Source organism: Embleya sp. NPDC001921, from assembly GCF_053594475.1.
On sequence record NZ_JBSFEO010000035.1, the window covers coordinates 104,795 to 126,724 of the forward strand.

Annotated in this window: 25 protein-coding genes; 13 read left to right on the top strand and 12 right to left on the bottom strand. The window is 73.3% G+C overall.

The features are described 5' to 3' along the window. Window positions 1–303 precede the first annotated feature (303 nt). Both ACWCPW_RS34090 and ACWCPW_RS34095 read right to left on the bottom strand, forming a co-directional pair. Window positions 304–1,146 carry an SDR family NAD(P)-dependent oxidoreductase gene (locus ACWCPW_RS34090; protein ID WP_449765425.1) on the bottom strand — a complete coding sequence of 281 codons (843 nt, stop codon included), beginning with the start codon at window positions 1,144–1,146 and terminating at the stop codon, window positions 304–306. Then, entirely contained in the window at window positions 1,143–2,354 is a 1,212-nt protein-coding gene (locus ACWCPW_RS34095; RefSeq protein ID WP_449765426.1) for an LLM class flavin-dependent oxidoreductase, read from the bottom strand. The genes ACWCPW_RS34090 and ACWCPW_RS34095 overlap by 4 nt, the downstream gene beginning before the upstream one ends. A gap of 335 nt (window positions 2,355–2,689) precedes the next feature. Between ACWCPW_RS34095 and ACWCPW_RS34100 the strand changes: the two genes are divergently transcribed. Both ACWCPW_RS34100 and ACWCPW_RS34105 read left to right on the top strand, forming a co-directional pair. Beyond that, a complete protein-coding gene (locus ACWCPW_RS34100; protein WP_449765427.1) occupies window positions 2,690–4,375 on the top strand; it encodes an ABC-F family ATP-binding cassette domain-containing protein in 1,686 nt (561 codons plus the stop codon). Window positions 4,376–4,518: 143 nt separating this feature from the next. Beyond that, the gene (locus ACWCPW_RS34105; protein WP_449765428.1) at window positions 4,519–5,031 is read left to right on the top strand and encodes a DUF6228 family protein; all 513 of its coding nucleotides are present in this window, start codon (window positions 4,519–4,521) and stop codon (window positions 5,029–5,031) included. A 78-nt stretch (window positions 5,032–5,109) separates the two neighbouring features. Here ACWCPW_RS34105 and ACWCPW_RS34110 read toward each other — a convergent pair whose 3' ends face one another. Then, window positions 5,110–6,102, bottom strand: coding sequence for an asparaginase (locus tag ACWCPW_RS34110; RefSeq protein WP_449765429.1), 993 nt, complete (start codon window positions 6,100–6,102; stop codon window positions 5,110–5,112). A 309-nt stretch (window positions 6,103–6,411) separates the two neighbouring features. Beyond that, window positions 6,412–6,618: a hypothetical protein gene (locus tag ACWCPW_RS34115; RefSeq protein ID WP_449765430.1), complete on the bottom strand. Its 207-nt coding sequence runs from the start codon at window positions 6,616–6,618 to the stop codon at window positions 6,412–6,414. Window positions 6,619–7,061: 443 nt separating this feature from the next. Between ACWCPW_RS34115 and ACWCPW_RS34120 the strand changes: the two genes are divergently transcribed. Next, window positions 7,062–7,577 (top strand): NUDIX hydrolase, encoded by a 516-nt coding sequence (locus tag ACWCPW_RS34120; protein ID WP_449765431.1) that lies wholly within the window; start codon window positions 7,062–7,064, stop codon window positions 7,575–7,577. Window positions 7,578–7,769: 192 nt separating this feature from the next. Next, the gene (locus ACWCPW_RS34125; protein WP_449765432.1) at window positions 7,770–8,567 is read left to right on the top strand and encodes an exodeoxyribonuclease III; all 798 of its coding nucleotides are present in this window, start codon (window positions 7,770–7,772) and stop codon (window positions 8,565–8,567) included. Here ACWCPW_RS34125 and ACWCPW_RS34130 read toward each other — a convergent pair. Then, window positions 8,555–9,487 carry a helix-turn-helix transcriptional regulator gene (locus ACWCPW_RS34130; protein WP_449765433.1) on the bottom strand — a complete coding sequence of 311 codons (933 nt, stop codon included), beginning with the start codon at window positions 9,485–9,487 and terminating at the stop codon, window positions 8,555–8,557. The two genes, ACWCPW_RS34125 and ACWCPW_RS34130, sit on opposite strands and share 13 nt — an antisense overlap. Window positions 9,488–9,588: 101 nt before the next feature. Here ACWCPW_RS34130 and ACWCPW_RS34135 point away from each other — a divergent pair, with 101 nt between their 5' ends. Beyond that, entirely contained in the window at window positions 9,589–10,965 is a 1,377-nt protein-coding gene (locus ACWCPW_RS34135) for an MFS transporter (protein ID WP_449765434.1), read from the top strand. A gap of 7 nt (window positions 10,966–10,972) precedes the next feature. Here ACWCPW_RS34135 and ACWCPW_RS34140 read toward each other — a convergent pair whose 3' ends face one another. After that, window positions 10,973–11,341 (bottom strand): winged helix-turn-helix transcriptional regulator, encoded by a 369-nt coding sequence (locus ACWCPW_RS34140; protein WP_449765435.1) that lies wholly within the window; start codon window positions 11,339–11,341, stop codon window positions 10,973–10,975. A 95-nt stretch (window positions 11,342–11,436) separates the two neighbouring features. Between ACWCPW_RS34140 and ACWCPW_RS34145 the strand changes: the two genes are divergently transcribed. Next, window positions 11,437–12,072 carry an NADPH-dependent F420 reductase gene (locus tag ACWCPW_RS34145; protein ID WP_449765436.1) on the top strand — a complete coding sequence of 212 codons (636 nt, stop codon included), beginning with the start codon at window positions 11,437–11,439 and terminating at the stop codon, window positions 12,070–12,072. A gap of 147 nt (window positions 12,073–12,219) precedes the next feature. Here ACWCPW_RS34145 and ACWCPW_RS34150 read toward each other — a convergent pair whose 3' ends face one another. Then, window positions 12,220–12,603, bottom strand: coding sequence for a DUF488 domain-containing protein (locus tag ACWCPW_RS34150; RefSeq protein WP_449765437.1), 384 nt, complete (start codon window positions 12,601–12,603; stop codon window positions 12,220–12,222). Between the two features lie 187 nt (window positions 12,604–12,790). Further along, window positions 12,791–13,426, bottom strand: a complete 636-nt coding sequence (locus ACWCPW_RS34155) for an NAD(P)-dependent oxidoreductase (RefSeq protein WP_449765438.1) — start codon at window positions 13,424–13,426, stop codon at window positions 12,791–12,793. Between the two features lie 163 nt (window positions 13,427–13,589). Here ACWCPW_RS34155 and ACWCPW_RS34160 point away from each other — a divergent pair, with 163 nt between their 5' ends. Next, complete coding sequence (locus ACWCPW_RS34160) at window positions 13,590–14,279, top strand: TetR/AcrR family transcriptional regulator (RefSeq protein WP_449765439.1); 690 nt, start codon at window positions 13,590–13,592, stop codon at window positions 14,277–14,279. A gap of 199 nt (window positions 14,280–14,478) precedes the next feature. Next, window positions 14,479–14,814, top strand: coding sequence for a VOC family protein (locus ACWCPW_RS34165; RefSeq protein WP_449765440.1), 336 nt, complete (start codon window positions 14,479–14,481; stop codon window positions 14,812–14,814). Between the two features lie 91 nt (window positions 14,815–14,905). On the opposite strand, the gene ACWCPW_RS34170 is transcribed toward ACWCPW_RS34165, so the two are convergent. Next, entirely contained in the window at window positions 14,906–15,460 is a 555-nt protein-coding gene (locus ACWCPW_RS34170; protein WP_449765441.1) for a GNAT family N-acetyltransferase, read from the bottom strand. A gap of 377 nt (window positions 15,461–15,837) precedes the next feature. Between ACWCPW_RS34170 and ACWCPW_RS34175 the strand changes: the two genes are divergently transcribed. Genes ACWCPW_RS34175 through ACWCPW_RS34185 form a run of 3 tightly spaced genes read left to right on the top strand, consistent with a single transcriptional unit; the run spans window position 15,838 to window position 17,697 of the window. Next, window positions 15,838–16,344, top strand: a complete 507-nt coding sequence (locus tag ACWCPW_RS34175) for a methylated-DNA--[protein]-cysteine S-methyltransferase (protein WP_449765442.1) — start codon at window positions 15,838–15,840, stop codon at window positions 16,342–16,344. Further along, complete coding sequence (locus ACWCPW_RS34180; RefSeq protein ID WP_449765443.1) at window positions 16,341–17,057, top strand: 2OG-Fe(II) oxygenase; 717 nt, start codon at window positions 16,341–16,343, stop codon at window positions 17,055–17,057. The genes ACWCPW_RS34175 and ACWCPW_RS34180 overlap by 4 nt, the downstream gene beginning before the upstream one ends. A 4-nt stretch (window positions 17,058–17,061) precedes the next feature. Further along, window positions 17,062–17,697, top strand: coding sequence for a hypothetical protein (locus tag ACWCPW_RS34185; protein WP_449765444.1), 636 nt, complete (start codon window positions 17,062–17,064; stop codon window positions 17,695–17,697). Between the two features lie 43 nt (window positions 17,698–17,740). On the opposite strand, the gene ACWCPW_RS34190 is transcribed toward ACWCPW_RS34185, so the two are convergent. Together ACWCPW_RS34190 and ACWCPW_RS34195 are read right to left on the bottom strand one after the other, a co-directional pair. After that, a complete protein-coding gene (locus ACWCPW_RS34190; protein ID WP_449765445.1) occupies window positions 17,741–18,211 on the bottom strand; it encodes an N-acetyltransferase in 471 nt (156 codons plus the stop codon). Window positions 18,212–18,603: 392 nt separating this feature from the next. Beyond that, window positions 18,604–19,512: a TIGR03620 family F420-dependent LLM class oxidoreductase gene (locus ACWCPW_RS34195; RefSeq protein WP_449765446.1), complete on the bottom strand. Its 909-nt coding sequence runs from the start codon at window positions 19,510–19,512 to the stop codon at window positions 18,604–18,606. Window positions 19,513–19,800: 288 nt separating this feature from the next. On the opposite strand from ACWCPW_RS34195, the gene ACWCPW_RS34200 reads away from it, so the two are divergent. Next, window positions 19,801–20,367: a TetR/AcrR family transcriptional regulator gene (locus ACWCPW_RS34200; protein ID WP_449765447.1), complete on the top strand. Its 567-nt coding sequence runs from the start codon at window positions 19,801–19,803 to the stop codon at window positions 20,365–20,367. Between the two features lie 118 nt (window positions 20,368–20,485). Then, window positions 20,486–21,109, top strand: coding sequence for an NUDIX domain-containing protein (locus ACWCPW_RS34205; protein WP_449765448.1), 624 nt, complete (start codon window positions 20,486–20,488; stop codon window positions 21,107–21,109). Window positions 21,110–21,182: 73 nt separating this feature from the next. Here the strand turns inward: ACWCPW_RS34205 and ACWCPW_RS34210 are convergent, their stop codons facing one another. Then, window positions 21,183–21,785, bottom strand: a complete 603-nt coding sequence (locus tag ACWCPW_RS34210) for a hypothetical protein (protein ID WP_449765449.1) — start codon at window positions 21,783–21,785, stop codon at window positions 21,183–21,185. Window positions 21,786–21,930: the final 145 nt, after the last annotated feature.

Here is a 21,930-nt window from a genome sequence, read left to right on the forward strand (position 1 = left end):
GGTTTCCCGTCTCCGGGGCCGGAAAACCGTCTCGGATCGAAGAGGTCGAACCCGGCCGTAGCAGGCCGCCAACCGATCGCGGACACGACCATTCGGAGGCGATAGTGCCATTACCGATCAGAAACATGACGCATCGTCAGTAACCGGAAGAGGAACCCCCGCGCCCCTTTTGGCCCTGATCAGCCGCTTGATCACCGATCCGGCGCGCCCGTGGAAAACCGACCCGATCGGGCGTCGTCACCGCCACGGCGACCGGTGGCCGAGCCGGTCACGCGCGCCCGGCGCCACCCGTCCCGTCCGGCGTCATCCGTCCGCCAACCGCTCCAGGGCTGCGATCAAGTCCGGATAGCGTCGGGTGCGGGCGCCGCCGTCGACTCCGTACACGCTGCCCGAGACGAAGGACGCCTCGTCGGAGGCGAGGAACAGGACCACGGCGGCGACTTCTTCGGGCTCCGCGAAGCGGCCCAGCGGGGCGTTCTCGACGTACTCCTCGACCACGCCCGGGACATGCCACATGCCGGCGGTGGCCCGGGTGCGGATCAGGCCCGGGGCCACGGCGTTGACGCGGATGCCGGCCGGTCCCAGTTCGAGGGCGGCGACCTCGGTCAGCGCGACCACGCCGGCCTTGGCCGCGCAGTACGCGCCCATGCCCCGGCCCGGCTGGACCGCGTTGAGCGAGGCCATGGTGATGATCGAGCCGGCCCCACCGTCCCGGGCGCGCATCGCGCGGCCCGCGTGCTTGACGGTCAGGAACGCGCCGTTCAGGCACAGGTCGACGATGCGGCGCCAGGCCGCGTAGTCGTGGTCGGCCAGTTCCGCCGCCGTACCGCCGCCCGCGTTGGCCACTGCGACGTCCAGGCCGCCGAAGCCGTCCACGGCGACCTGTACCAGCGCGGCCACGTCGTCCTCGACGGTCACGTCGCACAGCCGAATCGCGCACCGCTCCGGGCCCAACTCATCGGCGAGCGACGCGAGTCCGGCCGCGTCGATGTCGCCCGCGACCACGTAGGCGCCCTCGGCCGCGAACCGTCGTGCGACGGCCAGTCCGATGCCCGCCGCCGCCCCGGTCACCAGCGCGACCCTGCCCGCGAGGCGTCCCGCCCCGATGCCCCGACCCGCCGCGGCTTCCTCGACCCGCTCGCTCACGCCGTGCTTCCCTTCGTGTTCTCGTAGTCCTTCAACGCACCGCCGACCGCCTGCGCGGTCCGCTCGCGCCAGGTCTCGGAGAGGCCCACCTGCCAGTCCTGGGACGCGAGCGGGGCGTACGCGGCGCCGGTGAAGTACGGGATCACCTCGCGCGCGATCAACTCGTAGGAGCGCTTCGTCGCCTCGGCGTCCGCGAAGTCCGCGCCCATGAACAGGTAGGTGCCGAAGCCGCCGGACTTCTGCCACAACCGCTCGATCTGGCGGATCGCCATCTCGGGCGTGCCGCAGATGAACGACCCGGTGGCGTTGCCGTGTTCGATCCGCTCGGCGAGCGGCGTCGCGGTGTCCAGCGGGATCGGCAACACCTTGGCCTGGTAGTTCTGGATGCCTTCGAGGCCGTAGGCGACCTCGCGGCGCGCCTGCTCCTCGGTCTCGGCGATGTGCATCATGCCCATCAGCCGCCACTTGGACCGATCCATACTCTGCCCGTAGCGCTGCGCGACCTCGTTCGCGATGCCCCAGTGGGTGCCGAGCGCGTCGAAGCCGCCCTCCTGGCTCGCGGCGATCGAGAGCATGCCCGCGCCGAACCGCCCGGCCGTGCGCGGACCGGCGGGCGAGAACGTCGCGGCGACCGCGAGCTCGAACGACGGGTGCGTGTACGGCCGCAGTTGCAAGCGGGCGTCGCGCAGCGTGAACCAGTCGCTCTCCCGGGTCACCGGCTCGCGGCCGGCCAGCAGCGCGACGATCGCCTCCAGCGACTCCTCCATCATGGCCCGCTGGCGCGCCGTGTCGATGCCCAACATGTGTGCGTCGGAGGCGAGTTGGCCGGGGCCGACGCCGAGCATGACCCGGCCTCGGGTGAGGTGGTCGAGCAGCACCATACGATCCGCGACGTGCAACGGGTGGTGGTACGGCAGCGAGACGACACCCGTGCCGAACCGGATGTGCCGGGTCCGCGCGGCGGCGCTCGCGATGAACAGCTCGGGCGAGGCGACGATCTCCCAGCCGCCCGAATGATGCTCGCCGATCCACGCCTCGGCGTAGCCGAGTCGGTCCAGGTGCTCGATCAGGGCCAGGTCCTGCTCCAGCATCAGGGTCGGATTGCGCCCGGCTTGATGGAAGGGGGCCAGGAACACCCCGAACTCGAGCGGACTGCGTTCGCCCCGGGCGACCTGCCCGGCGATCTGCTGCGGTTCCGTGTGCGCCACCGCGACTCCTTGGATAACCCCGAAACTGATGAGCCGTCACCGTTCCAGGTCGCGATGCGCGAATCAAGAGACGCACTATGCGAAAGGATCACGGGCCGCGTCCTGGGCCGATGCGGGCACGCTCGGTCCCTCGGGTCACGATCCGTGCGCTTTCGATCACCGGCGCGTGTCGTGTCGGAGGGTCCGGGAGGGCCCGGGAGGGTGAAATGCGTTGGCTCGGGTGGGGCCGAGCGGGTAGGAAGGGATGTCATCCTCGGAGTGACCGTGGGTCCCGGCACCGAACGCAACCTCGGACCCACCACCGACGAACGCAGGACGAAGGACGCGCGCACGCCATGGGCTACATCGATGTCAACACCGTCGGCTTCACCCTTCCCGACGGGCGTGTCCTGCTGGACGAGGTCTCCTTCCGGGTCGGCGACGGCACCACCGTCGCGCTGATCGGCGCGAACGGCGCCGGCAAGACCACACTGCTGCGGATCATCACGGGCGAGCTGAAACCGGACACCGGCGCGGTCGCCCGCACCGGCGGGCTCGGCATCATGCCGCAGTTCGTCGGCCGGATCCGGGACGCGTCCACCGTGCGCGACCTGCTCGTCTCGCTCGCCCCGCCGCGGATCCGGGACGCGATGCGCGCGGTCGACGAGGCCGAGCTGGCGCTGATGGACAACGACGACGAGAAGCACCAGATGCGCTACGCCACCGCGCTGGCCGAGTTCGGCGACGCGGGCGGCTACGACATCGAGCCCGCGTGGGACCAGTGTTGTCAGGCGGCGCTGGGCACCACGTACGACGGCGCCAAGTGGCGCGAGGTGCGCACGCTCTCCGGCGGCGAGCAGAAGCGGCTCGCGCTGGAGGCCCTACTGCGTGGTCCGGACGAGGTGCTGATCCTCGACGAGCCGGACAACTACCTCGACGTGCCCGGCAAGCGCTGGCTCGAACAGTCCCTGCGCGAGTCCCAGAAGTCGGTCCTGCTGGTCTCGCACGACCGCGAACTGCTCGCTCGGGCCGCCGACCGGATCGTCACGATCGAACTCGGCGCGGCGGGCAACACCGTGTGGATCCACGGGGGTTCGTTCGCCACCTACCACGAGGCCCGGCGCGCCCGGTTCGAGCGCTTCGAGGAGTTGGGGCGCCGCTGGGACGAGGAACACGCCAAGCTCAAGGCGTTGGTCCTGATGTACAAGAACAAGGCGGCGTACAACGACGGCCTGGCCTCCCGGTTGCAGGCCGCCCGGACCCGGCTGCGCAAGTTCGAGGAGGCCGGCCCGCCGCAGAACATCCCGCGCGAGCAGGACGTCAAGATGCGGCTGCGCGGCTCCCGGACCGGCAAGCGCGCGGTGATCGCCGAGCGGCTCGAACTCACCGGCCTGATGCAGCCGTTCGATACCGAGGTCTGGTACGGGGACCGGGTCGCGGTGCTCGGCTCGAACGGCTCGGGCAAGTCGCACTTCCTGCGCCTGCTCGCGGCCGGCGGCACCGATCCCGAGGCCGAGCACGAGCCGGTCGGCGACACGGTGATCGCGCCGGTGGCGCACACCGGCCGGGCCCGGCTGGGCGCGCGGGTACGGCCCGGGTGGTTCGCGCAGACGCACGACCACCCCGAGTTCGCGGGCAAGACCCTGGTCGACATCCTGGGCCGGGGCGACGAGCACCGCAGCGGGCTGGGCCGCGAGGGCGCCGCCAAGGTGCTGGACCGGTACGAGCTCGCCTACGGCGCCGAGCAGCCCTTCGACACCCTCTCGGGCGGCCAACAGGCCCGCTTCCAGGTGTTGTTGCTCGAACTCTCCGGTGCCAATCTGCTGCTGCTCGACGAGCCGACGGACAACCTGGACCTGGTCTCGGCCGAGGCGCTCCAGGACGCCCTGGAGGCCTTCGACGGCACCGTGCTGGCGGTCACCCACGACCGCTGGTTCGCGTCGTCCTTCGACCGCTTCATGGTCTTCGGCCAGGACGGCCGGGTTCGCGAGACGGACGGCCCGGTCTGGGACGAGGGCCGCGTCGAACGCGTTCGCGGCTGAGCGAGCCACCCGGGTGGGCCCGAAGTCCCCGGGGCCCGCCCGGACTTCACCCGGCCGCGCGCGGTGCCGGTCTCCGCGCGGGCGCACGCGAGTATGCGTAACCGGAATGACGCCGACGGGTGCTCTGCCCTACGGTTCGGCGGATGCATCCCCACTTCGACGCGGCGAACGAATCGAACGAGCCGACCGGGTCGTCGGACCCGAACGACGTGATCGTGCGGTGCAACGACGATCCGGACACCTGGATTCGCTTTCGGGACGCGGTGAGCCCGGACGACGAGGTCGCCGCGCACTACACCGCGTCGCGGCTGGTGCACTACACCGTCGAGATCCACGCGCCCGGGATGGCCGCCCGGCTGGACCGCGTGGTCGGCTGGACCGGTGAGGCAACCGAGATAGACGGCTTCCTCACCGACCTCGCCCGCGACTTCGGGGGGTGGGACGGTGAGCGCCGCTGGCACACCGACGATCGTGATCTCACCGTCACCGCGGTCTTCCGGTCCGGCGGGCGGGTCGCGCTGACCTGGGAGTTGCGGCCGCGGCGGATGGGCGGCTGCGGGTGGGCGGCGTCGGTGACCACCGTGCTGGAGGCCGGCGAGCAGTTGGCGGCGCCGGCGGCGGACGTACGGCACTTCCTGTCCGCCGCGGGCGGCTGATCGGCGCGACCTCCTCGCGGGCGACCGGGATCGGCCGATGGTCGACCGATCGCCCGGAACGGCAGCGGATAGGAGCCCTCAGCCGTGTGCGGCGAACCCCGCGACCACGGCGGCGCGATCCGCACCCGACGCGAGGAGCAGGCGCAGCAACACCCGGGCCTTGTACGGGTCGAGCAGCCCCGCGTTGATCAGGCCGCGGCGCTGCAGGTCGGTCTCCGACCCGATCGCGCCGTAGGTGTGCCGCAACACGGAGCCGGAGCCGGTGCGCGAGGTCAGCACGACGGGGACTCGTTCGGCCAGCGCGCCGAGTACGGGCGCGAGCGAGGCCGGGACGTGGCCGACCCCGAACGCGGCGACCACCAGGCCCCGTTGGTCGGCCGGGAGGTCGGCGAGCAGCGCGCCGTCGTCGTCGAGGGCGACCGTGTACAGCGCGACCCCGGCCGCGGTGAGCGCGGCGGGTTCCGGGATCGGCAGCGGCTCGTGCCGCGGCGGCGCGCTGAGGATCCGTACGGTGCCCTCGATCACGTGTCCCAGCGGTCCGGTGTCGGGCGAGCGGAACGTGGCCGTACTCGTGCTGTGCGTCTTGCGGACCCGGCGCGCGGCGTGTATCTCGTCGCCGAAGACCACCAACGCGCCCAGGCCACGGGCCGATTCGGCCACCGCCACCCGGGCGGCGGCGAGCAGGTTCGCGGGGCCGTCGGGGCCGGCCAGGGTCGGATTGCGCATCGCACCGGTGAGGACGAACGGCTCCGGGTGCGGCCAGACCAGGTCGACGAGGTAGGCGGTCTCCTCGAGCGTGTCCGTGCCCTGGGTGACCACGACGCCGAGCGCGCCCCGCGCGACGGCGCGCGACGCGGCCGCGACCACGTCGAGAACCTGCGTGAACGTCAGGTTCCCACTGGGCACGGCCTGTACGTCCTGGATGTCGAGCGGCACACCCAGGTCCGCGAGACCGGGCACGGCGGCGGTCAGGTTCGCGCCGTCGAGACGGGCCACGACGGTGCCGGCGCCCGAGCCGACGGCTCCGGCCATCGCGATCGTGCCGCCCAGGGTGAACAACGCGACGCTCATCGGCCGAGTCTCCCCGTTCATGGATTCGGTGGGTCGTTGCTTCGGTGGGTCATCGCCTTCGGCGGTGCGGCGAACGCCGCCACGGTAGCGGCCCGCCACCGAGCGCGTGATCGCCGGGTGGCACGGGTCGTCGGGTGCCACGTGTGGTGGGGCGGGCGGACCCGAACGTGCAGCGACCCCGAGGGACAAGGTCCACTCGGGGTCGCCTGGGGTGTTTCGGTGTTGCCTCTTCGCGCTGTCGCGATTCGTGCGGCCGGTCGCTACATCGGCCGGCCGGTTCGGACCGCTTGTCGGGGGTCACCGTCGCCCTCACCGGGCGAGGAGCTGCAGGTTCCGACGCATGCGTACCGACTCGGTCGCGGCGGCGCTGTGCACCACCTCGTGCTCCAGCCGCTCGGCGCGACGGGCCTTGGCCTCGGCGCGACGGGTGCGCAGAGCCGCCCGGACCATGCGGTCGTTGGCGGCACCGGCGAGAAGCTCCTGCTGACGGCTCTTGTACAGCTCGTACTCGATCACTGTGTCCACCTTCTGTTACTTCGACCCGGTCTCCCCGGCTCGTGGTAACAGCTTCGCGCCCCAGTGGGGGTCGGGGCATGAGGCGGATGCCGCATCTATCCGGGCACCCGGACCCGATCCCATACCTAAGCCGCGGCCGGCGGACCTAAGGCGGGGTAAGGCGGTCTAAGGTAGGCCAAGACGACCTGTGGCACACCCTAAGGTGCCCTGTTCGTGGGGCCCGTGGGAAGCGTGTAGCGAAGTTTTTCGCGACCGGTGGCGCCGAGCCGATCGTAGAACCTGATCGCGCCTTCGTGTTCGTCGCGGAGGAAGAGGCGGTCCAGGTGCAGGAAGTCCCGGCCCTGCCAGGCGGCGAACGGGGTGCCGTGCGCTGCTCGGGTGACGGTGGTCGTGACAGCCGGCCGGCCCACTCGCGCCGGTACGCCCTGGGCGAGGATGGCCCCATGGCGTCAACCGTGCTCGAATCGCTGACCGTGCCCTGGATCCCCACCACGCACCGGATGGACATCCTGCGCTGCGCCGACCTGCCCGAGGGCTATGCGGTGACCACCGCGTTCGTCTTCGCGCTGGACGGCCTCGGGCGCACGCTGCTGACCCGGGTGGGCCGGCCGGGCCGGGGCTGGGAGGTGCCCGGCGGGCATCTGGATCCGGGGGAGACCCCGGAGCGCGCGGCGGCGCGCGAACTCGCGGAGGAGGCGGGGCTGCGGCTGAACGCCGACCGGCTCACCCTGCTCGGCGGCCAGCGGATCACGCTCTTGGCCACGCCGCCGGCCGACTACCGCTATCCGACCCGGGCGTTCCAGGCCTTCTACACCGTGCGCCTGCCGGATCCGGGCGCGCCGACCCGTCCGGACCCCGACTCGGAATGCGACGCGGCCGAGTGGGTCGATCCGGCCGAGGTGGCCGTGCGCTGTGCGGGCGCGGCCTGGCTGCCGCTGCACGCCACGCTGCACGGGTGAGACCCCCGCGCCGCGACCCGCGCGCCCTCGACGCCGAGCGCCTCGACGCCGACCACGCGAGGCCCGTGCCCCGGCGCGCGTTCGCGGTCCGGCCACGGTGATCACCGCGCCCACCGCGACCCCATCGGCCCCCGGCGCCCCAACCCCCGACCCCCGGACTCGCGCCGCCCCGAAACGGGCTAATCTGCACCGATGATCACCGTCTCCACCGCCAACGTGAACGGCCTGCGCGCCGCCGCCGGCAAGGGCTTCACCGCATGGCTGAACGCGACCGAGGCCGACGTCGTGTGCCTCCAGGAGGTTCGGGCCACTCCCGAGCAGCTCAGTGACGAGGTGCGCGACCCCAAGGGATGGCACGCCTACTACGCGCCGGCGGTGGCCAAGGGGCGGGCCGGGGTGGCCGTGTACAGCAGGGTCGAGCCGTCCGCCGTGCGGATCGGGTTCGGATCGGCCGAGTTCGACACGGCCGGGCGGTGGATCGAGGTCGACCTGCCCAAGGTGACCGTGGCCAGTCTGTACCTGCCCACCGGCGAGGCGGAGACGCCCAAGCAGGACGAGAAGAACCGGTTCATGGCCGACCTGGTCGCGCACCTCAAGGTGATGCGCGCGACGGCGGCGATCGGCGGACGCGAGTCGCTGGTGTGCGGGGACTGGAACATCGCGCACACCGAGCACGACATCAAGAACTGGAAGGGCAACATCAAGAAGTCCGGCTTCCTGCCGGAGGAGCGGGCCTGGCTCACCGAGCTGTTCGGCGCGGCCGACTGGCACGACGTGGTGCGCCGGATCCACCCCGAGGGACCCGGGCCGTACTCGTGGTGGTCCTACCGGGGCAAGGCGTTCGACACCGACGCCGGGTGGCGGATCGACTACCACGTGGCGACCCCGGCCCTGGCGCACGCGGCCACCACCGCCGTCGTCGAGCGCGCGGACACCTACGCCGAGCGCTGGTCGGACCACGCACCGGTGACGGTCGCCTACGACATCTGAGCCGAAGCAGGGGCCGGGGCCGGGACCGAGGCGCCGGCCTGCTGCGACCGCAGGCGCTTCGTCCGGCAGTGCGCGCAGCACCACAGGGCCTCCGGCCGGCTCATCAGGTCGGCCATGCGCTCGCGCGTCAGGTCGTCGACCGGGGTGTACACCATCATCCGGGTCTCCGGCACGGTCGGCAGCAGCCGGGTGGCCGCGAAGTCCATCCGGCCCACCGCGCTGTGCACGATCCGCTTCACGTGCCGATTGCCCGAGCCGACCTCGCGGCGCGCCCACAGTCGGGCGAACTTCGGGCTCGATCCGGCCAGTCGACGAACGAACGCCTCCCACTCCGGCTCGCCCACGTGCCGCGCGAACGCGGCCTGGAGTTCGGCGACCATCCGCAACTCCTCGAAGTCCCGATCGAGGAACGGATTGCAGCCGTCCGGAGAGGTGAACATGGCCCAGATCACGTTGCGTTCCTCGATCGGCTCCTCGGTCATGCTGGGAAACAGCTTGGCGTACGCCTCGTTCCAGGCCAGCACGTCGTAGCGGGAGTTGTAGACCGCGGCCGGATTCGGGACCAGGCCGTCCAGGATCTCCTGCATCTCCGTCGGCAGCCCCGTCCCGGGCTGCGGCTCGATCTCCCAGGGCACCTGGGCGAGTCGGTACAGGTGGGTGCGCTCGGCCGGGTCGAGCCCCAGCGTGCGGGCGACCGCGTCCAGCACCTGCACACTCGCGTTGATCGGGCGGCCCTGCTCCAGCCACGTGTACCAGGTCACCCCCACGCCGGCGAGCAACGCGACCTCCTCGCGGCGCAGCCCCGGTGTGCGTCGGCGCAGACCGGGCGGCAGGCCGACGTCCGCCGGGGTCCGGCGTTCGCGCCGGCTGCGCAGGAACGCGCCCAGTTCGGTACGTCGGCTCGCGGTGTTGGTGCTCATGCGGCCATCCTCGCCGCTGTTGTGATCCGGTGCCAGGTGCTCCGGGTACCAGGATCGACAGGCTCTCGGCAACAGGATCGTGCTGCCCGCACGCTCCTGGCATGACCACCACAACCGCGGCGCCGGACACGGCGCGACGCGCCCATCCGCTGCTGCTGACGGCACTGCTCACCGCACAGTTCATGGCACTGCTGGACACCTCGGTCGTCAACGTCGCCGGTCCCACGATCCGAGCCGATCTGGACACCAGCGGTGCGGGCCTGCAACTGATCGTCTCCGGCTACACCGTCGTCTACGCGATGCTGATCATCACCGGTTCGCGGCTCGGCGGCCGGCTCGGCTTCCGTCGGGTGTTCGGTGCCGGCCTGGCCGTCTTCACCCTCGCGTCGCTGCTGTGCGGCCTGGCCTGGGACGACACCTCGCTGATCGTGGCCCGCGCGATCCAGGGCGGCGGCGCGGCGCTGATGGTGCCTCAGGTGCTCAACCTGATCCAGGCCACCTACGCCGGCGCCGATCGGGCCCGGGCGATGGGTCGGTACGCGGCGACCATCGCCGGCGGCCTGGTGGCCGGGCAGGTGGTGGGCGGACTCCTGGTCAGCGCCGACCTGTTCGGGCTGTCGTGGCGGCCGGTGTTCCTGATCAACATCCCGGTCGGGATCGTGCTGTACGTCCTCGCCGGGCGGGTGCTGCCGCCCGGCGGCATCCCCACGGCGCGCGGCCTGGACGTTCCGGGCCTGACCCTGCTCGCCCCCGCGTTGCTCGCGCTGGTCGTCCCGTTGGTGATGGGGCACGAGTTGCACTGGCCGACCTGGGGTTGGCTGAGCCTGGGTGGCTGCGTGGTGCTGTTCGCACTGTTCGCGCTCGTCGAACGGCGGGTGTCCGCACCGCTGATCCCGGCCGCGCTGCTGCGGGTGCCGGGCGTGGTGGCGGGTGCGGTCACGTTGCTGCTGGCGATGACGGCGTTCGGCGGGCTGATGTTCTCCACCGCGCTGTACGTGCAGAACGGCCTGGGCTACAGCGCGCTGGAGGCGGGGTTGACCTTCATCCCGTCCTCGGTCGTCTTCGCGACGGTGTCGCTGCGCTGGCAGCGACTGCCCGCGGCGTGGCATCCGCGGCTGCCGATGATCGGGATGCCGATCGGCGCGCTCGGATTCGCGGCCACCGCCTGGGCGTTCGGCGACGGACAGTCGTTGCCGGTGCTGCTCGCCACGATGATCCTGGGCAGTTTCGGCCTGGGCGTCGCGTACAGCCCGGTGATGATGCTCGCGCTGCGCCGGGTCCCGCTGCCGCTGGCCTCGGACGCGTCCGGGCTGATGGTGACGATGATCCAACTCGGTCAGGTGCTCGGGGTGGCCGCGTTCGGCACGCTGTACCTGTCGGTGGGTGCCGACTTCCACCACGCGGGCGAGGTGACCTCGCTGGCGATCGCCGCGACGGCGCTGGCGACCGCGGTACCGGCGGCCCGGTTGCGCAGGTAGCGCCGGCTCACGCGGTGCGTGCGGCGTCGGCCGCGTCCTGGGCGGCCAGGACGCGGTCGCCGTGTTCGAGGGACCACGCGCCGATGGCCTGGAACGCGACCAGGAGCGACTCGCCCAGGTCGGTCAGCGCGTACTCGACGCGCGGCGGCGCCTCGGCATAGGCGTGCCGGGACACCAGCCCGTGGTACTCGAGTCGGCGCAGCGTCTCGTTGAGGACCTTCGCGCTGATTCCGCCGATCCGCGCGGCCATGGCGCCCGGTCGCATGGGGCCGGCGGCCAGCGCGTAGACGACCACGCTGTTCCAGCGGTTGGTGAGCAGGTCGAAGCCGATGCGGGCGCGGCAGTCGGCGACGTACTCGCCCCTGTGTTCGGTCATGGCTTCATTCTCGCCCCGGCGAGACTTACCGAATGGTGCCTGTCGGCTTCCCTAGCTTCGAGGAGTCGGAGACGACCTCTCGAGCGAGTGGGGTAATGGCTGTGCGAATCGGAATTCTGGGTGCGGGCAACATGGCGGTCGCGTTGGGCGGCAAGTGGGCGCGGGCCGGCCACGATGTGCTGATCGGTGCGCGGTCGGCGGAACGGGCCGAGGCGGCGGCGAAGTCGATCGGGGTCCGGGCGGGTACGTTCGCCGAGGCCGCCGGGCACGGCGAGGCGGTGTTGTCGGCGGTCGGGCACGCGGCGACCGGCGAGGTGATCCCGCCGTTGGCGGGGCTGCTGGTCGGCAAGGCGCTGCTCGACTGTTCGAACCCGATGGTGCCGGGGGCGAGCGGGCCGATCCTGACCACCGACGGCGGCCCTTCGGCGGCGCGCACGCTCGCGGACGCGGCGCCGGGCGCGCACGTGGTCAAGGCGTTCCACCTGGGCGCGGCCGGGGTGTGGGCGGGTGCGTACGCGGACGGTCTCGCGGTACCGCTGTGCGGCGACGACCAGGGCGCGCTCGACGTGGCGCACACCCTGGTCGCGGACGTGGGCTCGGTGCCGCTGGTGGTCGGCGGGCTGGAGCGGGCGGGCTATCTGGAGGCGACCGCGGCGATCGTGATCGGGATGTGGTTCGCCGGTCAGGACCCGCGGACGATGTTGCCGGAGGCGGAGCACGCGCACGGGTAGCGGGGGCTCGCGCGGTGGAGGGGCCGCGGCCGCGAACGGTTCCCGGCGGGCGGGCCGCGGTCGCGACCGGGCGCGGTCGACCCGTCGCGGGTGCGAACGGCCGGACGGCACACGGGAGTCCGTCCGGCCGGTCGACGGGGCCTGTTCCTACCCGGCCCCGCCGAGGTAGGCGACCAGCACCGGGACATGGCTGTGCTCCGGGTCGCGGACGGCGGTGAGCAGCGTGAGTCGGCCGTGGCCCACCCGGGTGAGCAGGGCGGCGCGGGCCGCGTGCGCCGGCGCCGTGTCCAGCTCGTCGCGGTAGCGGGCGCGGAACACCTCCTCGGCCAGGCCGCCGGCGTGCCAGGCCCGGCGCAGCTCGGTGGACGGGGTCAACTCCTTGGGCCAGTCGTCCAGCCGCGCGTCCGCCTTGGCGAGGCCGCGCGGCCACAACCGGTCGACCAGGACGCGCAGGCCGTCGTCGGGTTCGGCGGGTTCGTACACCCGGCGGACGCTGATGGTGGGTCCGTCGGCGGTGCCGCGCCGGCTCATCGTGCCTCCCGTGGGGATCGGTGCCGGCGTGTACCCGGCTCGGGTCGATCTCACCGGGGCGCGTCGATCGACGTGATCGCGGGGCGTTCACCGCCACCGGTGGGAGGTGTTGCTCGCGCCGGGCCCGCGGGTCGCCGGGCTCGGGTCGCGCCGGTCGCGCCACGTGCGGCCACCGCCGCGCCGGGCCTCAGTACGCGATGCCCACCGGTCGGCGGTAGGTGGCCGGGTCGTCCAGGACCGCGAGCATGCCGTGTGCGAGGTCGGCGCGGGCGATGGTGCTGCCGCGTGGGACGCTGCCGCCGGTGCGGGTGCGATAGGTGCCCGTGCCGGACCCGTTGGTCAGCCTCGGCGGTCGCATCGAGGTCCAGTCGCTGCCGCTGCGGGCCAACTCGCCCTCCATCGCGTCCAGGTCCGCGTACACGTCCTTGAGGATCGCGCGCAGGATCGGGATCACCGCGCCGCGTACGAACACCGAATCCTCGGTCGGCGTCGGGCCCACCGGGGCGGCGCTGATGGTCACCAGGCGCCGTACGCCGGTGTCGGCCATCGCGCTCAGGATCGCGGCGGTCGCCGCCGCCGCGATACCGGCGGCCTTGCGGTTGCGCGGTCCCAGTCCGGACAACACCGCGTCGCGGCCCTCGATCGCCTCGCGCAGTTCGGCCGGGTCCGTCACGTCCGCCCGGAAGACCTCGACGTTCGGGTGTTCGAACGCGGGTCGGGACGGCGCCCGGACCACGGCGGTGACCTTGTGCCCGGCGGCGGCGGCATGGCGCAGGACGTGTTCGCCGGTGCCACCGGTCGCTCCGAGAACGGTGAGCCTCATGTGTTGCCTCCCGAGGTGGGTGAGTGTTCACTCACCAGCACATGGTGAATACTTGCTCACCCCTGCGTCAAGTCCGGGACCGGACCGTGCCGAACCCCATCGGATCGGACCGAATCCGCCCGGACCGGACCGGACTGCCCACGACGAACGGACGACCGCCGCGATGCCGCACTCGACCCGCCCCGAACCCCAGCGGCGGGAGCCGCAACCGGCGCCGACCCCCGGGCGACGGCAGCAGGTCGTACCCACCCGGCAGCGGATCCTGGACGCCGCCGAGCACCTGATGCGCACGCTCGGACTGGCGCGCACCACGACCAAGGAGATCGCGCGCGCCGCCGGTTGTTCGGAGGCTGGGCTGTACAAGCACTTCACCGGCAAGGAGGAACTGTTCGTGGCGGTGCTCAAGGAGCGGCTGCCGCCACTGGGCCCGTTGCTCGCCCAACTGGCCGTCGAGTCGGACGGGCCCGACGGGCCGGACGAGCCCGGCGGGGTGGAGCGGCGGCTGACGGCGATCGCGACTCGGGCCGCGGAGTTCTACGAGCAGAGCATGCCGATCGCCTCGTCGCTGTTCGCCGAACCCGCGCTGCTGCGCCGGCACCGCGAGGCGCTGCGTGGCATCGGCGCCGGTCCGCACGTCCCGCTGCGCCTGCTCGCCGCCTACCTCACGGTCGAGCGCGACCGCGGCCGGATCGCTCCGGACGCCGACCCGGAGGCCGCCGCCGCGATGTTGCTCGGCGCGTGTTACCAACGCGCGTTCCTGCGGCACTTCATGGGCATCGAGGACGGTCCGACGGTGGCCGAGTTCGCCGCGAGCACGGCCGGGACGCTGATGCGGGGCATCGCGCGACCGTGACCGGCGACGCGTCGAGCCGGCCCGATGCCGTGGCGCGTCGCGCGTGGCGCGTGCCGGGTGGCGCGTCGCGGGGGTGCGCCGTGCCCGGTCGCGGGCCGGTGCCGTGGGCACGGTCGACTGTCGGCGCGGTCCGCGACACTCCGGGCCTCGAAGGGCTCGGCTGCACCGACCTGTCGGTCGCCGCTCGTATCGTGCGTGCATGGAGCTGACACCGCAGATGATCACGATCGACTGTGCCGATCCGCGCAGCCTCGCCGCGTGGTGGGCGAACGCGCTGGGAGTGGAGATCGCCGAGGACTTCGGCGAGTTCGTCATCATCGGCGCCGAGCCGTTGGTCCTGGGCTTCCAGCGGGTGCCCGAGGAGCGGGCCGGCAAGAACAGGGTGCACGTGGACTTCTCCGCGCCGGACCGGGCGGACGCGGTCGAGCGGCTGGTGGGTCTGGGCGCGACCGTGGTGGCCGAGCGCGACGCTCCCGGGCTGAAGTGGACGACCATGCAGGACCCCGCGGGCAACGAGTTCTGCGTCTCGGGCTGATCGAACGCACGCCGCCGACACCGGCGGCGGGACCCGGCCGGGACCCCCGCGGTGTCGGCGCCACGCTCCGTGCCGCCGGGACCTGTTCGGGTCAGGTGCGGGTGCGCAGGTAGCGGCCCCTGGCGAGTTCGGTGACCAGGACCGGCTTCTTCCCGTGGGCGGGCACCGTGGTGCGGCGTTCCTCGGTCATGCCCAGCTTGGCCATCACCTTCGCGGACGCGGTGTTGTCCACGTGGCAGATGGAGACCAGGTGCGGCACGCGGGCGTACTCGAAGGCGAAGCGCAGCACCTCGACGGCGGCCTCGGTGGCGATGCCGTGTCCCCAGTACGGCCGGGCCAGCCGCCACCCGATCTCGACCGCGGGCATCACCTCGGGCAGGAACTCCGGTACGGCCAGGCCCGCCCAGCCCGCGAGCGCGCCGACCGGGCCCGGCTCGGCGGTGCGCAGTTCGATCGCGAACAGGCCGAAGCCGCGTGCCTGCCAAGCCCGTTCGTACTCGACCAGGGCGGCGGCGCTCTGCTCGGGGGTGCGCGGCAGTCCGTCGCCCACATAGCGCATCACTTCGGGGTCGGCGTTCATCGCCGTGAGCGCGGGCAGGTCGTCGTCGCGCCAGCGGCGGAGCAGGAGTCGGTCCGTCTCGATCATCGGACCATCCTGCCCGAGCGGGACCGGACCGCGAACGGGACGGGGTACCGGACCGCGGAACGGACGGGGAGCGGACTGCGGAACGGACGGGGAGCGGACCGCGACGGAATCCCCGATCGGTCCGCCCGCCCCGACCGATCGCGGCCCCGCTCGTGGCCCCGCTCGCGGCCCCGCTCGTGGCCGCTGTCCGACCGACGACCCAGTCGCCACCCGTCCGGCCCGCACCTCGGATCGGGGCACAACGCGATGTCCGATTCCCGCCGGACGACGCGCTCGCGATCGCGCACAGTGGGATCCGGAAGCACCTATGACCAGTGCGCAAGGCCGGTCCCCGACCGACGCACACGGTCATCGCGATCTCGACGAAGGAAGCGACCATGACCGTCCACACCACCCTCGACAGCCCACTGGGCGAACTGCTGCTGATCGGCGACGAGCACCCCGACGGCACGCTCGCGCTGTCCTCGCTGTCGGTGCCCGGGCAGAAGGGCGGCGCCGTCGTGCCCGCCGACTCGCGCTCCGACGTGGCCCCGTTCGTCGAGGTGGTGCGCCAACTCGGTGCCTACTTCGCGGGCGACCTGCAGGACTTCGACCTGGCCCTGGCGCCGCGCGGCTCGGCCTTCCAGGAACGCGTCTGGGCCGCGGTCGACGAGATCCCGTACGGCACCACGACCACATACGGCGCGATCGCCGAGCGGGTGGGTACCTCGCGGGCGGGGGTGCGCGCGGTGGGCACCGCGATCGGGGCCAACCCGCTGCTGCTGATCCGGCCCTGCCACCGGGTGATCGGCGCGGACGGCGCGCTGCGCGGGTACGCGGGCGGCCTGGACCGCAAGGAGTACCTGCTCGACCACGAGGGCGCGCTGCCGGCGCGCCTGCGGTGAGCGCCGTGGACACGCTGTTCGCCGGCACGCCCGCGACCACCACCGACCTCGCCGAGCGGGTGGACGAGCACGGACACGCGCTGACCCACCGGATCCTGGACCCGGACACGTGCCGCGAGATCGCCGAGCTGTACGACCGACCCGAGCTCTTCCGGGCCACGATCGACATGGCCCGGCATCGCTTCGGCGCCGGGCAGTACCGGTACTTCGCCGCGCCCGTGCCCGAGCCGATCGCCGCGCTGCGCGCGTCCTGCTACCCGCACCTGTTGCCGATCGCCCGCGCGTGGGCCGCCCGCCTGGGCCGGCCCGCGCCCTGGCCGGACACCCTGGACGAGTGGCTGACGATGTGTCACGCGGCGGGACAGAGCAGGCCGACACCGATCCTGCTGCGCTACGGACCGGGGGACTGGAACGCGCTGCACAGGGACCTGTACGGCGACCTGGTCTTCCCGCTCCAGGTGGTGATCGGCCTGGACGAGCCCGGCGTCGACTACACCGGCGGCGAGTTCCTGATGGCCGAGCAGCGCTTCCGGGCCCAGTCGCGCGGCACCGCGATCAGCCTGCCCCAGGGGCACGGGCTGGTCTTCACCACCCGGGACCGGCCGATCCGCTCGGCCCGGGGCTGGTCGGCGGCGCCGATGCGGCACGGCGTCAGCACGGTGCACTCCGGGCTGCGCCGCACCCTGGGCCTCGTCTTCCACGACGCGGCGTGACGCGATGTACACGCTGATCGGGCCGGACGGGCGGCCCTACCGCAGTGCGACGCCGGGCACGCTGGGCGGCACCACGGGCGGTCGGCTGTACGGGCGGCTGGACTGCCGCAGCGCGCTGCGGGCGATCGAGCGCGGCGGCTACGTCGCCGGCCGGGTCTTCTTCGCCGACGAGGCGACCGCGATCAAGGCCGGGTTCCGGCCGTGCGCGGTGTGCCTGCCGGCCGCCTACGCCCGTTGGAAGGGCCGCCCGCCGGCGCCGCACACCGAGGCCGAACTGGCGGACCTGCTCCGCAGGTTGGCCGGTCGGCGGACCCTGGCGATCGGGCACGGCCGGGACCGCGCCTCGACCGCCGCCGCGCACGCGCTCGCGGCTGCCTGGCCCGGGGAGGTGGTCGCGGTGGTCTCCTGGCCCGAACAGGCCGCCTCCTGGCTGCGCCCGGCACAGCGGTTGACCGCGCACGCGCCGGACGCGTGGGTGGTGGCGGGCTCGGCACCGGGGTGGGCGGGCATGCGCGAGCGACTGCTGCGCAGTACCGACTGGGACCCGGAACGCACCTACGCCTTCGCGTCGTTGGCGGACGCGATCTCGGACCCGGACCGGGACGAGAGTGCCTGGTGGGCGGCGGCCCGGCCGGGCTGACCGACGACCCGGCGGGCCCGCCGCGGGGGCCACCCGGCGCCGGCTACCGCGCGGCGTAGCGGATTTGCTCGAACGGCCAGTGTTTTGCCAACCACGCGGAGACCTCGCGGTACAGCGGCGCGTCGAGTTCGGCCCGGTCCGCCCGTACCCACGAACGCACCGAGGTGACGGCGGGATCCTCGCGGTCGGGGTAGATGTACACACAGCCGATCACGTCGTAGTCACCGGCATTGCCACCGTTGTCGAGCACGGTGTACGTGAAGCCGGTGCGCTTGGTGAAGTCGTCGGCGTGCCGGACCAGATCGCGCAGGTTCTCGTCGGCGCTCATGCCGTCGAGCGGCGGCCAGTGCCGATCCGCGAAGCCGGGCGTGGCCCGGATGTGCTCGATGCTCGACGACCACGCGGCCAGATCGGCCCGGTTGTGCCGGGCGGCCAGCGGTTCCAACCGGAAGGACGGCGTGACCGGCGGCGCGGGGACGACGAACTCGTCGGGGACGAAGGTGCGTTCGGACATGTCGGGAGCTTACGCCGATGCGCGGGAGCGGTGGGTGTGACGCGCCGGGCGGGTGTGGCGCGAGGTGGGTGTGTGGTCGGCGGAGGGCGGACGCGTCCCGTGTGGAGCGGGAGCCGGAGCCGGTGCCGGTGCCTTGGCGGATCCGGTGCGGTGGTGCGGCCGGGCGCCGGGCTCGGGTGTCGGACTCGGGCGCCGTGCTCCGAGGTCGGGGACGGGCTCAGGCTCGGGCTCGGGGTCGGGCTCGGAGGTCGGGTCCGGCCTCGGCCGCATGGCACCATCCGGCGGCGGGTGCCGGTGTGCGTGCGTCGGCCGCCGGGCGGGAGCCCGGTCGTGCCGTCGCCGTCGCCGTCGCCGTCGAGTGGGCGAGGCGCTTCGACCGGGTGGCCGGGGTTCTACGTGAACTCGCCGACGAGTGGGCCCAGTTCGCGCCATTCGGTGAGCGGTATGCGGCCCTGGTCCGAGGTGAGGACCTGGAGGCAGACGTGGTCGGCGCCCGCGTCCAGGTGTTCGCGGATCCGCTCGGCGATCGCGTCGAGATCGCCCAGCGCGCACAGTGCGTCGACCAGGCGGGTGCCCTCGCCGTCGAGTTCGGCCTCGGAGAAGCCCATTCGGCGCAGGTTGTTCATCTGGTGCCGGGCGACCCGGTAGCCGGATGTGAAGCCGCGCGCGACCTGCACGGCCCGGGCCCGGTCCGGGGACAGCACCGTGGTCAGGGACACCGACAGGTACGGGTCCGGGCCCATCGTCTTCCGGGCCAGCGCGGTGTGGTCCACCGTCACCAGATAGGTGTGCGCGCCCCACGTGCGTGCGCCGGCCAGCGCCAGCATCTTCGGGCCGAGCGCGGCGAGCACCCGGCGGCCGGGGCGTTCGGGCGGCGTGCCGATCAGCACGGCGGCGTCCATCTCGTCCAGGTAGGCGCCGACGCCGGCGACGGCGGGAGCGGTGTTCGCCTTGGGCATGCCCGGCATGTCCGCCTGGCCGGCGGCGCGGTGGCCGCCCAGGCCCAGCACGAAGCGGTCCGGGTAGGCCTCGTTGAGGGTGCGCTCGGTCGCGGCCATCAGGCGCGGGGTGCGCTCGGACATGATCGCGATGCCGGTGGCGACCGGGAGCGTACGGGTCGCGGCGAGCAGGAGTTGGGCGTGCGTGCCGGCCTCGCGGCCGATGCCCTCGCCGACCCACAGGCCGCCGTAGCCGAGTTCCTCGATCTCGGCCGCCGCCTCGCGCACCGCGCCGGCGGGTTGGCCGTCGAACGCGAAGGTCCACAGGCCGAGCCGCCCGAGGGCGGCCTTGTCGTGCGTCATCGGTGGTTCCGTTCCGTTGGTGGGCGGTCACAGGACATAGGTCACGGTCGCGGGGCCCGGGTCACCGGCCGCGGGTCGTCGGCCGCCCAGGCGGCGACGGGTTTTTCGCGTGCGGCGTCGCACGGGGCCGGGACCGGGATGGCGCCGGGGCACGGCCGCGCCCGGGAGGCGGGGTTGCCGCGGTACCGGGCATTGCTGTGGCCGGAGCATTTCGGAGGCTGCCTCCGGTTTGCTTCGACCACCATATGGAGGCAGGCTCCGTTTGACAACGTCCGAGAGGGAACGCCGATGACCCGACCGATGCGCGCCGATGCCCGCCGCAACTACGAGCGCCTGCTCGCCGAAGCCCGGGTGGTGTTCGCCGAACAGGGCATCGACACGTCGCTGGAGGAGCTCGCCCGTCGGGCCGGGGTCGGCATCGGCACGCTGTACCGGCACTTCCCCTCCCGGGACGCGCTCGTCGAGGCGGTGGTGCGGGACCGCTACGACGGCCTCACCGCGCGGGCTCGGGCGCTGGGCGACACCGCGGCCGCGCGCGACGCGCTGGCGACCTGGCTGCGGCTGCTGATCGAGGGCGCCGGCACGTTCCGGGGGATGAGCGCGACGTTGATGGCCACACTCGCCGACGAGACCTCCGAGTTGTACGCCTCCTGCCACGCGATGCGCGCGGCCGGCGCCGACCTGCTCGCGCGCGCCCAGGCGGCCGGCGAGGTCCGCGCCGACATCGACACCGACGAACTCTTCACCCTCGCCCACGGCATCGCCTGGGCCCACGAACAGCGCGGCGTCGACGACCCGGAGCGGTTGCCGAAGCTCGTCGACGTGGTCGTCCTCGGCCTCGCCACGCGCCCCTGATCCGGCGTCCTCGATCCGACGCCGCGGGTGACCGGCGTCGCGGGTCCGGACGCGGCACACGTCGCCGGCCGGGACCCTGTCGGCCGGTACGCCGCGGGCTGGGACAGACTTCGGTGTCATGGACGAGCATGCGAACGGCCTTTCGGGGAGCGGTGCGGGCGGCCCAGGTGAGGGCCATGCGGACGATCCGGCGCGGAGCGCGTTGACCGTCGCGGCGGGGGCGTTGTTCTTCGACGACCGGGGCCGCGTGCTGCTCGTCGAGCCCGACTACAAGCCGGGGTTGGAGTTTCCCGGTGGAATCGTGGAGCCGGGGGAATCGCCGTGGGCGGGTTGCGTCCGCGAGGTTCGCGAGGAGCTGGGCATCACCCTGGACGGGCCGCCGAACCTGCTGGTGGCGCAGTGGGTGGCGTCGGTGGACGGGCATCGTGGCGGGATGCGCTGGTTGTTCGACGGTGGCGTGCTGACACCTGATCGGCTCGCCGGGATCCGGCTCCAGGCCGACGAGTTGCGGGCCTGGCACCTGCTGACACCGGATCGGGGCGCGGCCGCGATGCCGGCGGGGCGGGCCGCACGGCTGCGAGCGGCGCTGCGGGCGCGCGAGAGCGGGCGGGCGATGTACGTCGAGGCCGGGGAGGGCGACACGGCGGACATCGGCGCGGCGGAGGCCGGCACGGCGGGTGCCGAGATCGAAGACGTGGACACCGGGAACGTCGAGACCGAAGACGTCGAGACCGCGCGCTGACGCGCACGGCGGGCCGCGGCCGGCGTGCGGGGTGCCTGCCGGGCGCCGGCTCGGCTGATCTGCGCGGCGCCGCTCAGACCTGGGGGGCGGCGCTCGCCACGGCCGCCGTCAGCGCCCCGACGAGCGGGACCGGTGCGGCGTCGGCCGGCGGATACACCACCAGCGTGCCGTCGTCCGCGACGCCGAAGCAGCCGCCGGCACGACCCTCGCGCGCGGCCCGGTCGGCATCGAGCACGATCGGTGGGCCCTCGCGGAGGATGACGGTCTCCGGTGTCAGGCCCGCGCCCAGCAGAGCCGCGCGCAGCGCCTCGGCCCGACCGGGGTGCGAGACGCGCAGCCAGACCTCCTCGGCCGCCACGGCGCCCCGCTCCAGGAACGGCCCGCCGCGCGCGTCGAGCGAGAACAGGTCCAGGACCGGTCGACGCCGGTCGACGACGGCGGCGGTCAGGCGGCGGGTCAAGCGCGCCGGGCCCCTCCTCGGCGGGAACCCGACCACCGGCAGCGCCACCGCGCCCCGCTTCGCCAGCTCCGCCGCCGTCGCGGCCAGGAGCAGCTCGATGCGTGCGAGGGTCCGGACCCCGTCCTCCCGACGTCCCGCCGCCGGCCCGCCGGCCGCCGTGGCCGGGTCCGCCGACCGCTGCCGCTCCGCCTCGATGACGGCGTCGAAGTCGCTCATGCCGGCAACCTACCGGCGCGCGACGTGCCGCGGTCGGACGCGGCCGTACCGGGCCGATCGGGATCGATCCCGGCCGGTCGGGTCGACCTGCCCGACCGTCAGCGCGCCCGACCCCGTCCCTGGCCGAACGGCAAGCCGCTTTCCG

Coding starts and splice junctions, on each gene's coding strand:
- ACWCPW_RS34150 (WP_449765437.1), bottom strand. CDS start 12,603: ATGAGCCGGCGCGGCACCGCCGACGGACCCACCATCAGCGTCCGCCGG.
- ACWCPW_RS34105 (WP_449765428.1), top strand. CDS start 4,519: ATGCATCCCCACTTCGACGCGGCGAACGAATCGAACGAGCCGACCGGG.
- ACWCPW_RS34210 (WP_449765449.1), bottom strand. CDS start 21,785: ATGAGCGACTTCGACGCCGTCATCGAGGCGGAGCGGCAGCGGTCGGCG.
- ACWCPW_RS34165 (WP_449765440.1), top strand. CDS start 14,479: ATGGAGCTGACACCGCAGATGATCACGATCGACTGTGCCGATCCGCGC.
- ACWCPW_RS34145 (WP_449765436.1), top strand. CDS start 11,437: ATGGCTGTGCGAATCGGAATTCTGGGTGCGGGCAACATGGCGGTCGCG.
- ACWCPW_RS34200 (WP_449765447.1), top strand. CDS start 19,801: ATGACCCGACCGATGCGCGCCGATGCCCGCCGCAACTACGAGCGCCTG.
- ACWCPW_RS34120 (WP_449765431.1), top strand. CDS start 7,062: ATGGCGTCAACCGTGCTCGAATCGCTGACCGTGCCCTGGATCCCCACC.
- ACWCPW_RS34195 (WP_449765446.1), bottom strand. CDS start 19,512: ATGACGCACGACAAGGCCGCCCTCGGGCGGCTCGGCCTGTGGACCTTC.
- ACWCPW_RS34100 (WP_449765427.1), top strand. CDS start 2,690: ATGGGCTACATCGATGTCAACACCGTCGGCTTCACCCTTCCCGACGGG.
- ACWCPW_RS34175 (WP_449765442.1), top strand. CDS start 15,838: ATGACCGTCCACACCACCCTCGACAGCCCACTGGGCGAACTGCTGCTG.
- ACWCPW_RS34190 (WP_449765445.1), bottom strand. CDS start 18,211: ATGTCCGAACGCACCTTCGTCCCCGACGAGTTCGTCGTCCCCGCGCCG.
- ACWCPW_RS34185 (WP_449765444.1), top strand. CDS start 17,062: ATGTACACGCTGATCGGGCCGGACGGGCGGCCCTACCGCAGTGCGACG.
- ACWCPW_RS34170 (WP_449765441.1), bottom strand. CDS start 15,460: ATGATCGAGACGGACCGACTCCTGCTCCGCCGCTGGCGCGACGACGAC.
- ACWCPW_RS34155 (WP_449765438.1), bottom strand. CDS start 13,426: ATGAGGCTCACCGTTCTCGGAGCGACCGGTGGCACCGGCGAACACGTC.
- ACWCPW_RS34125 (WP_449765432.1), top strand. CDS start 7,770: ATGATCACCGTCTCCACCGCCAACGTGAACGGCCTGCGCGCCGCCGCC.
- ACWCPW_RS34110 (WP_449765429.1), bottom strand. CDS start 6,102: ATGAGCGTCGCGTTGTTCACCCTGGGCGGCACGATCGCGATGGCCGGA.
- ACWCPW_RS34130 (WP_449765433.1), bottom strand. CDS start 9,487: ATGAGCACCAACACCGCGAGCCGACGTACCGAACTGGGCGCGTTCCTG.
- ACWCPW_RS34205 (WP_449765448.1), top strand. CDS start 20,486: ATGGACGAGCATGCGAACGGCCTTTCGGGGAGCGGTGCGGGCGGCCCA.
- ACWCPW_RS34135 (WP_449765434.1), top strand. CDS start 9,589: ATGACCACCACAACCGCGGCGCCGGACACGGCGCGACGCGCCCATCCG.
- ACWCPW_RS34160 (WP_449765439.1), top strand. CDS start 13,590: ATGCCGCACTCGACCCGCCCCGAACCCCAGCGGCGGGAGCCGCAACCG.
- ACWCPW_RS34140 (WP_449765435.1), bottom strand. CDS start 11,341: ATGACCGAACACAGGGGCGAGTACGTCGCCGACTGCCGCGCCCGCATC.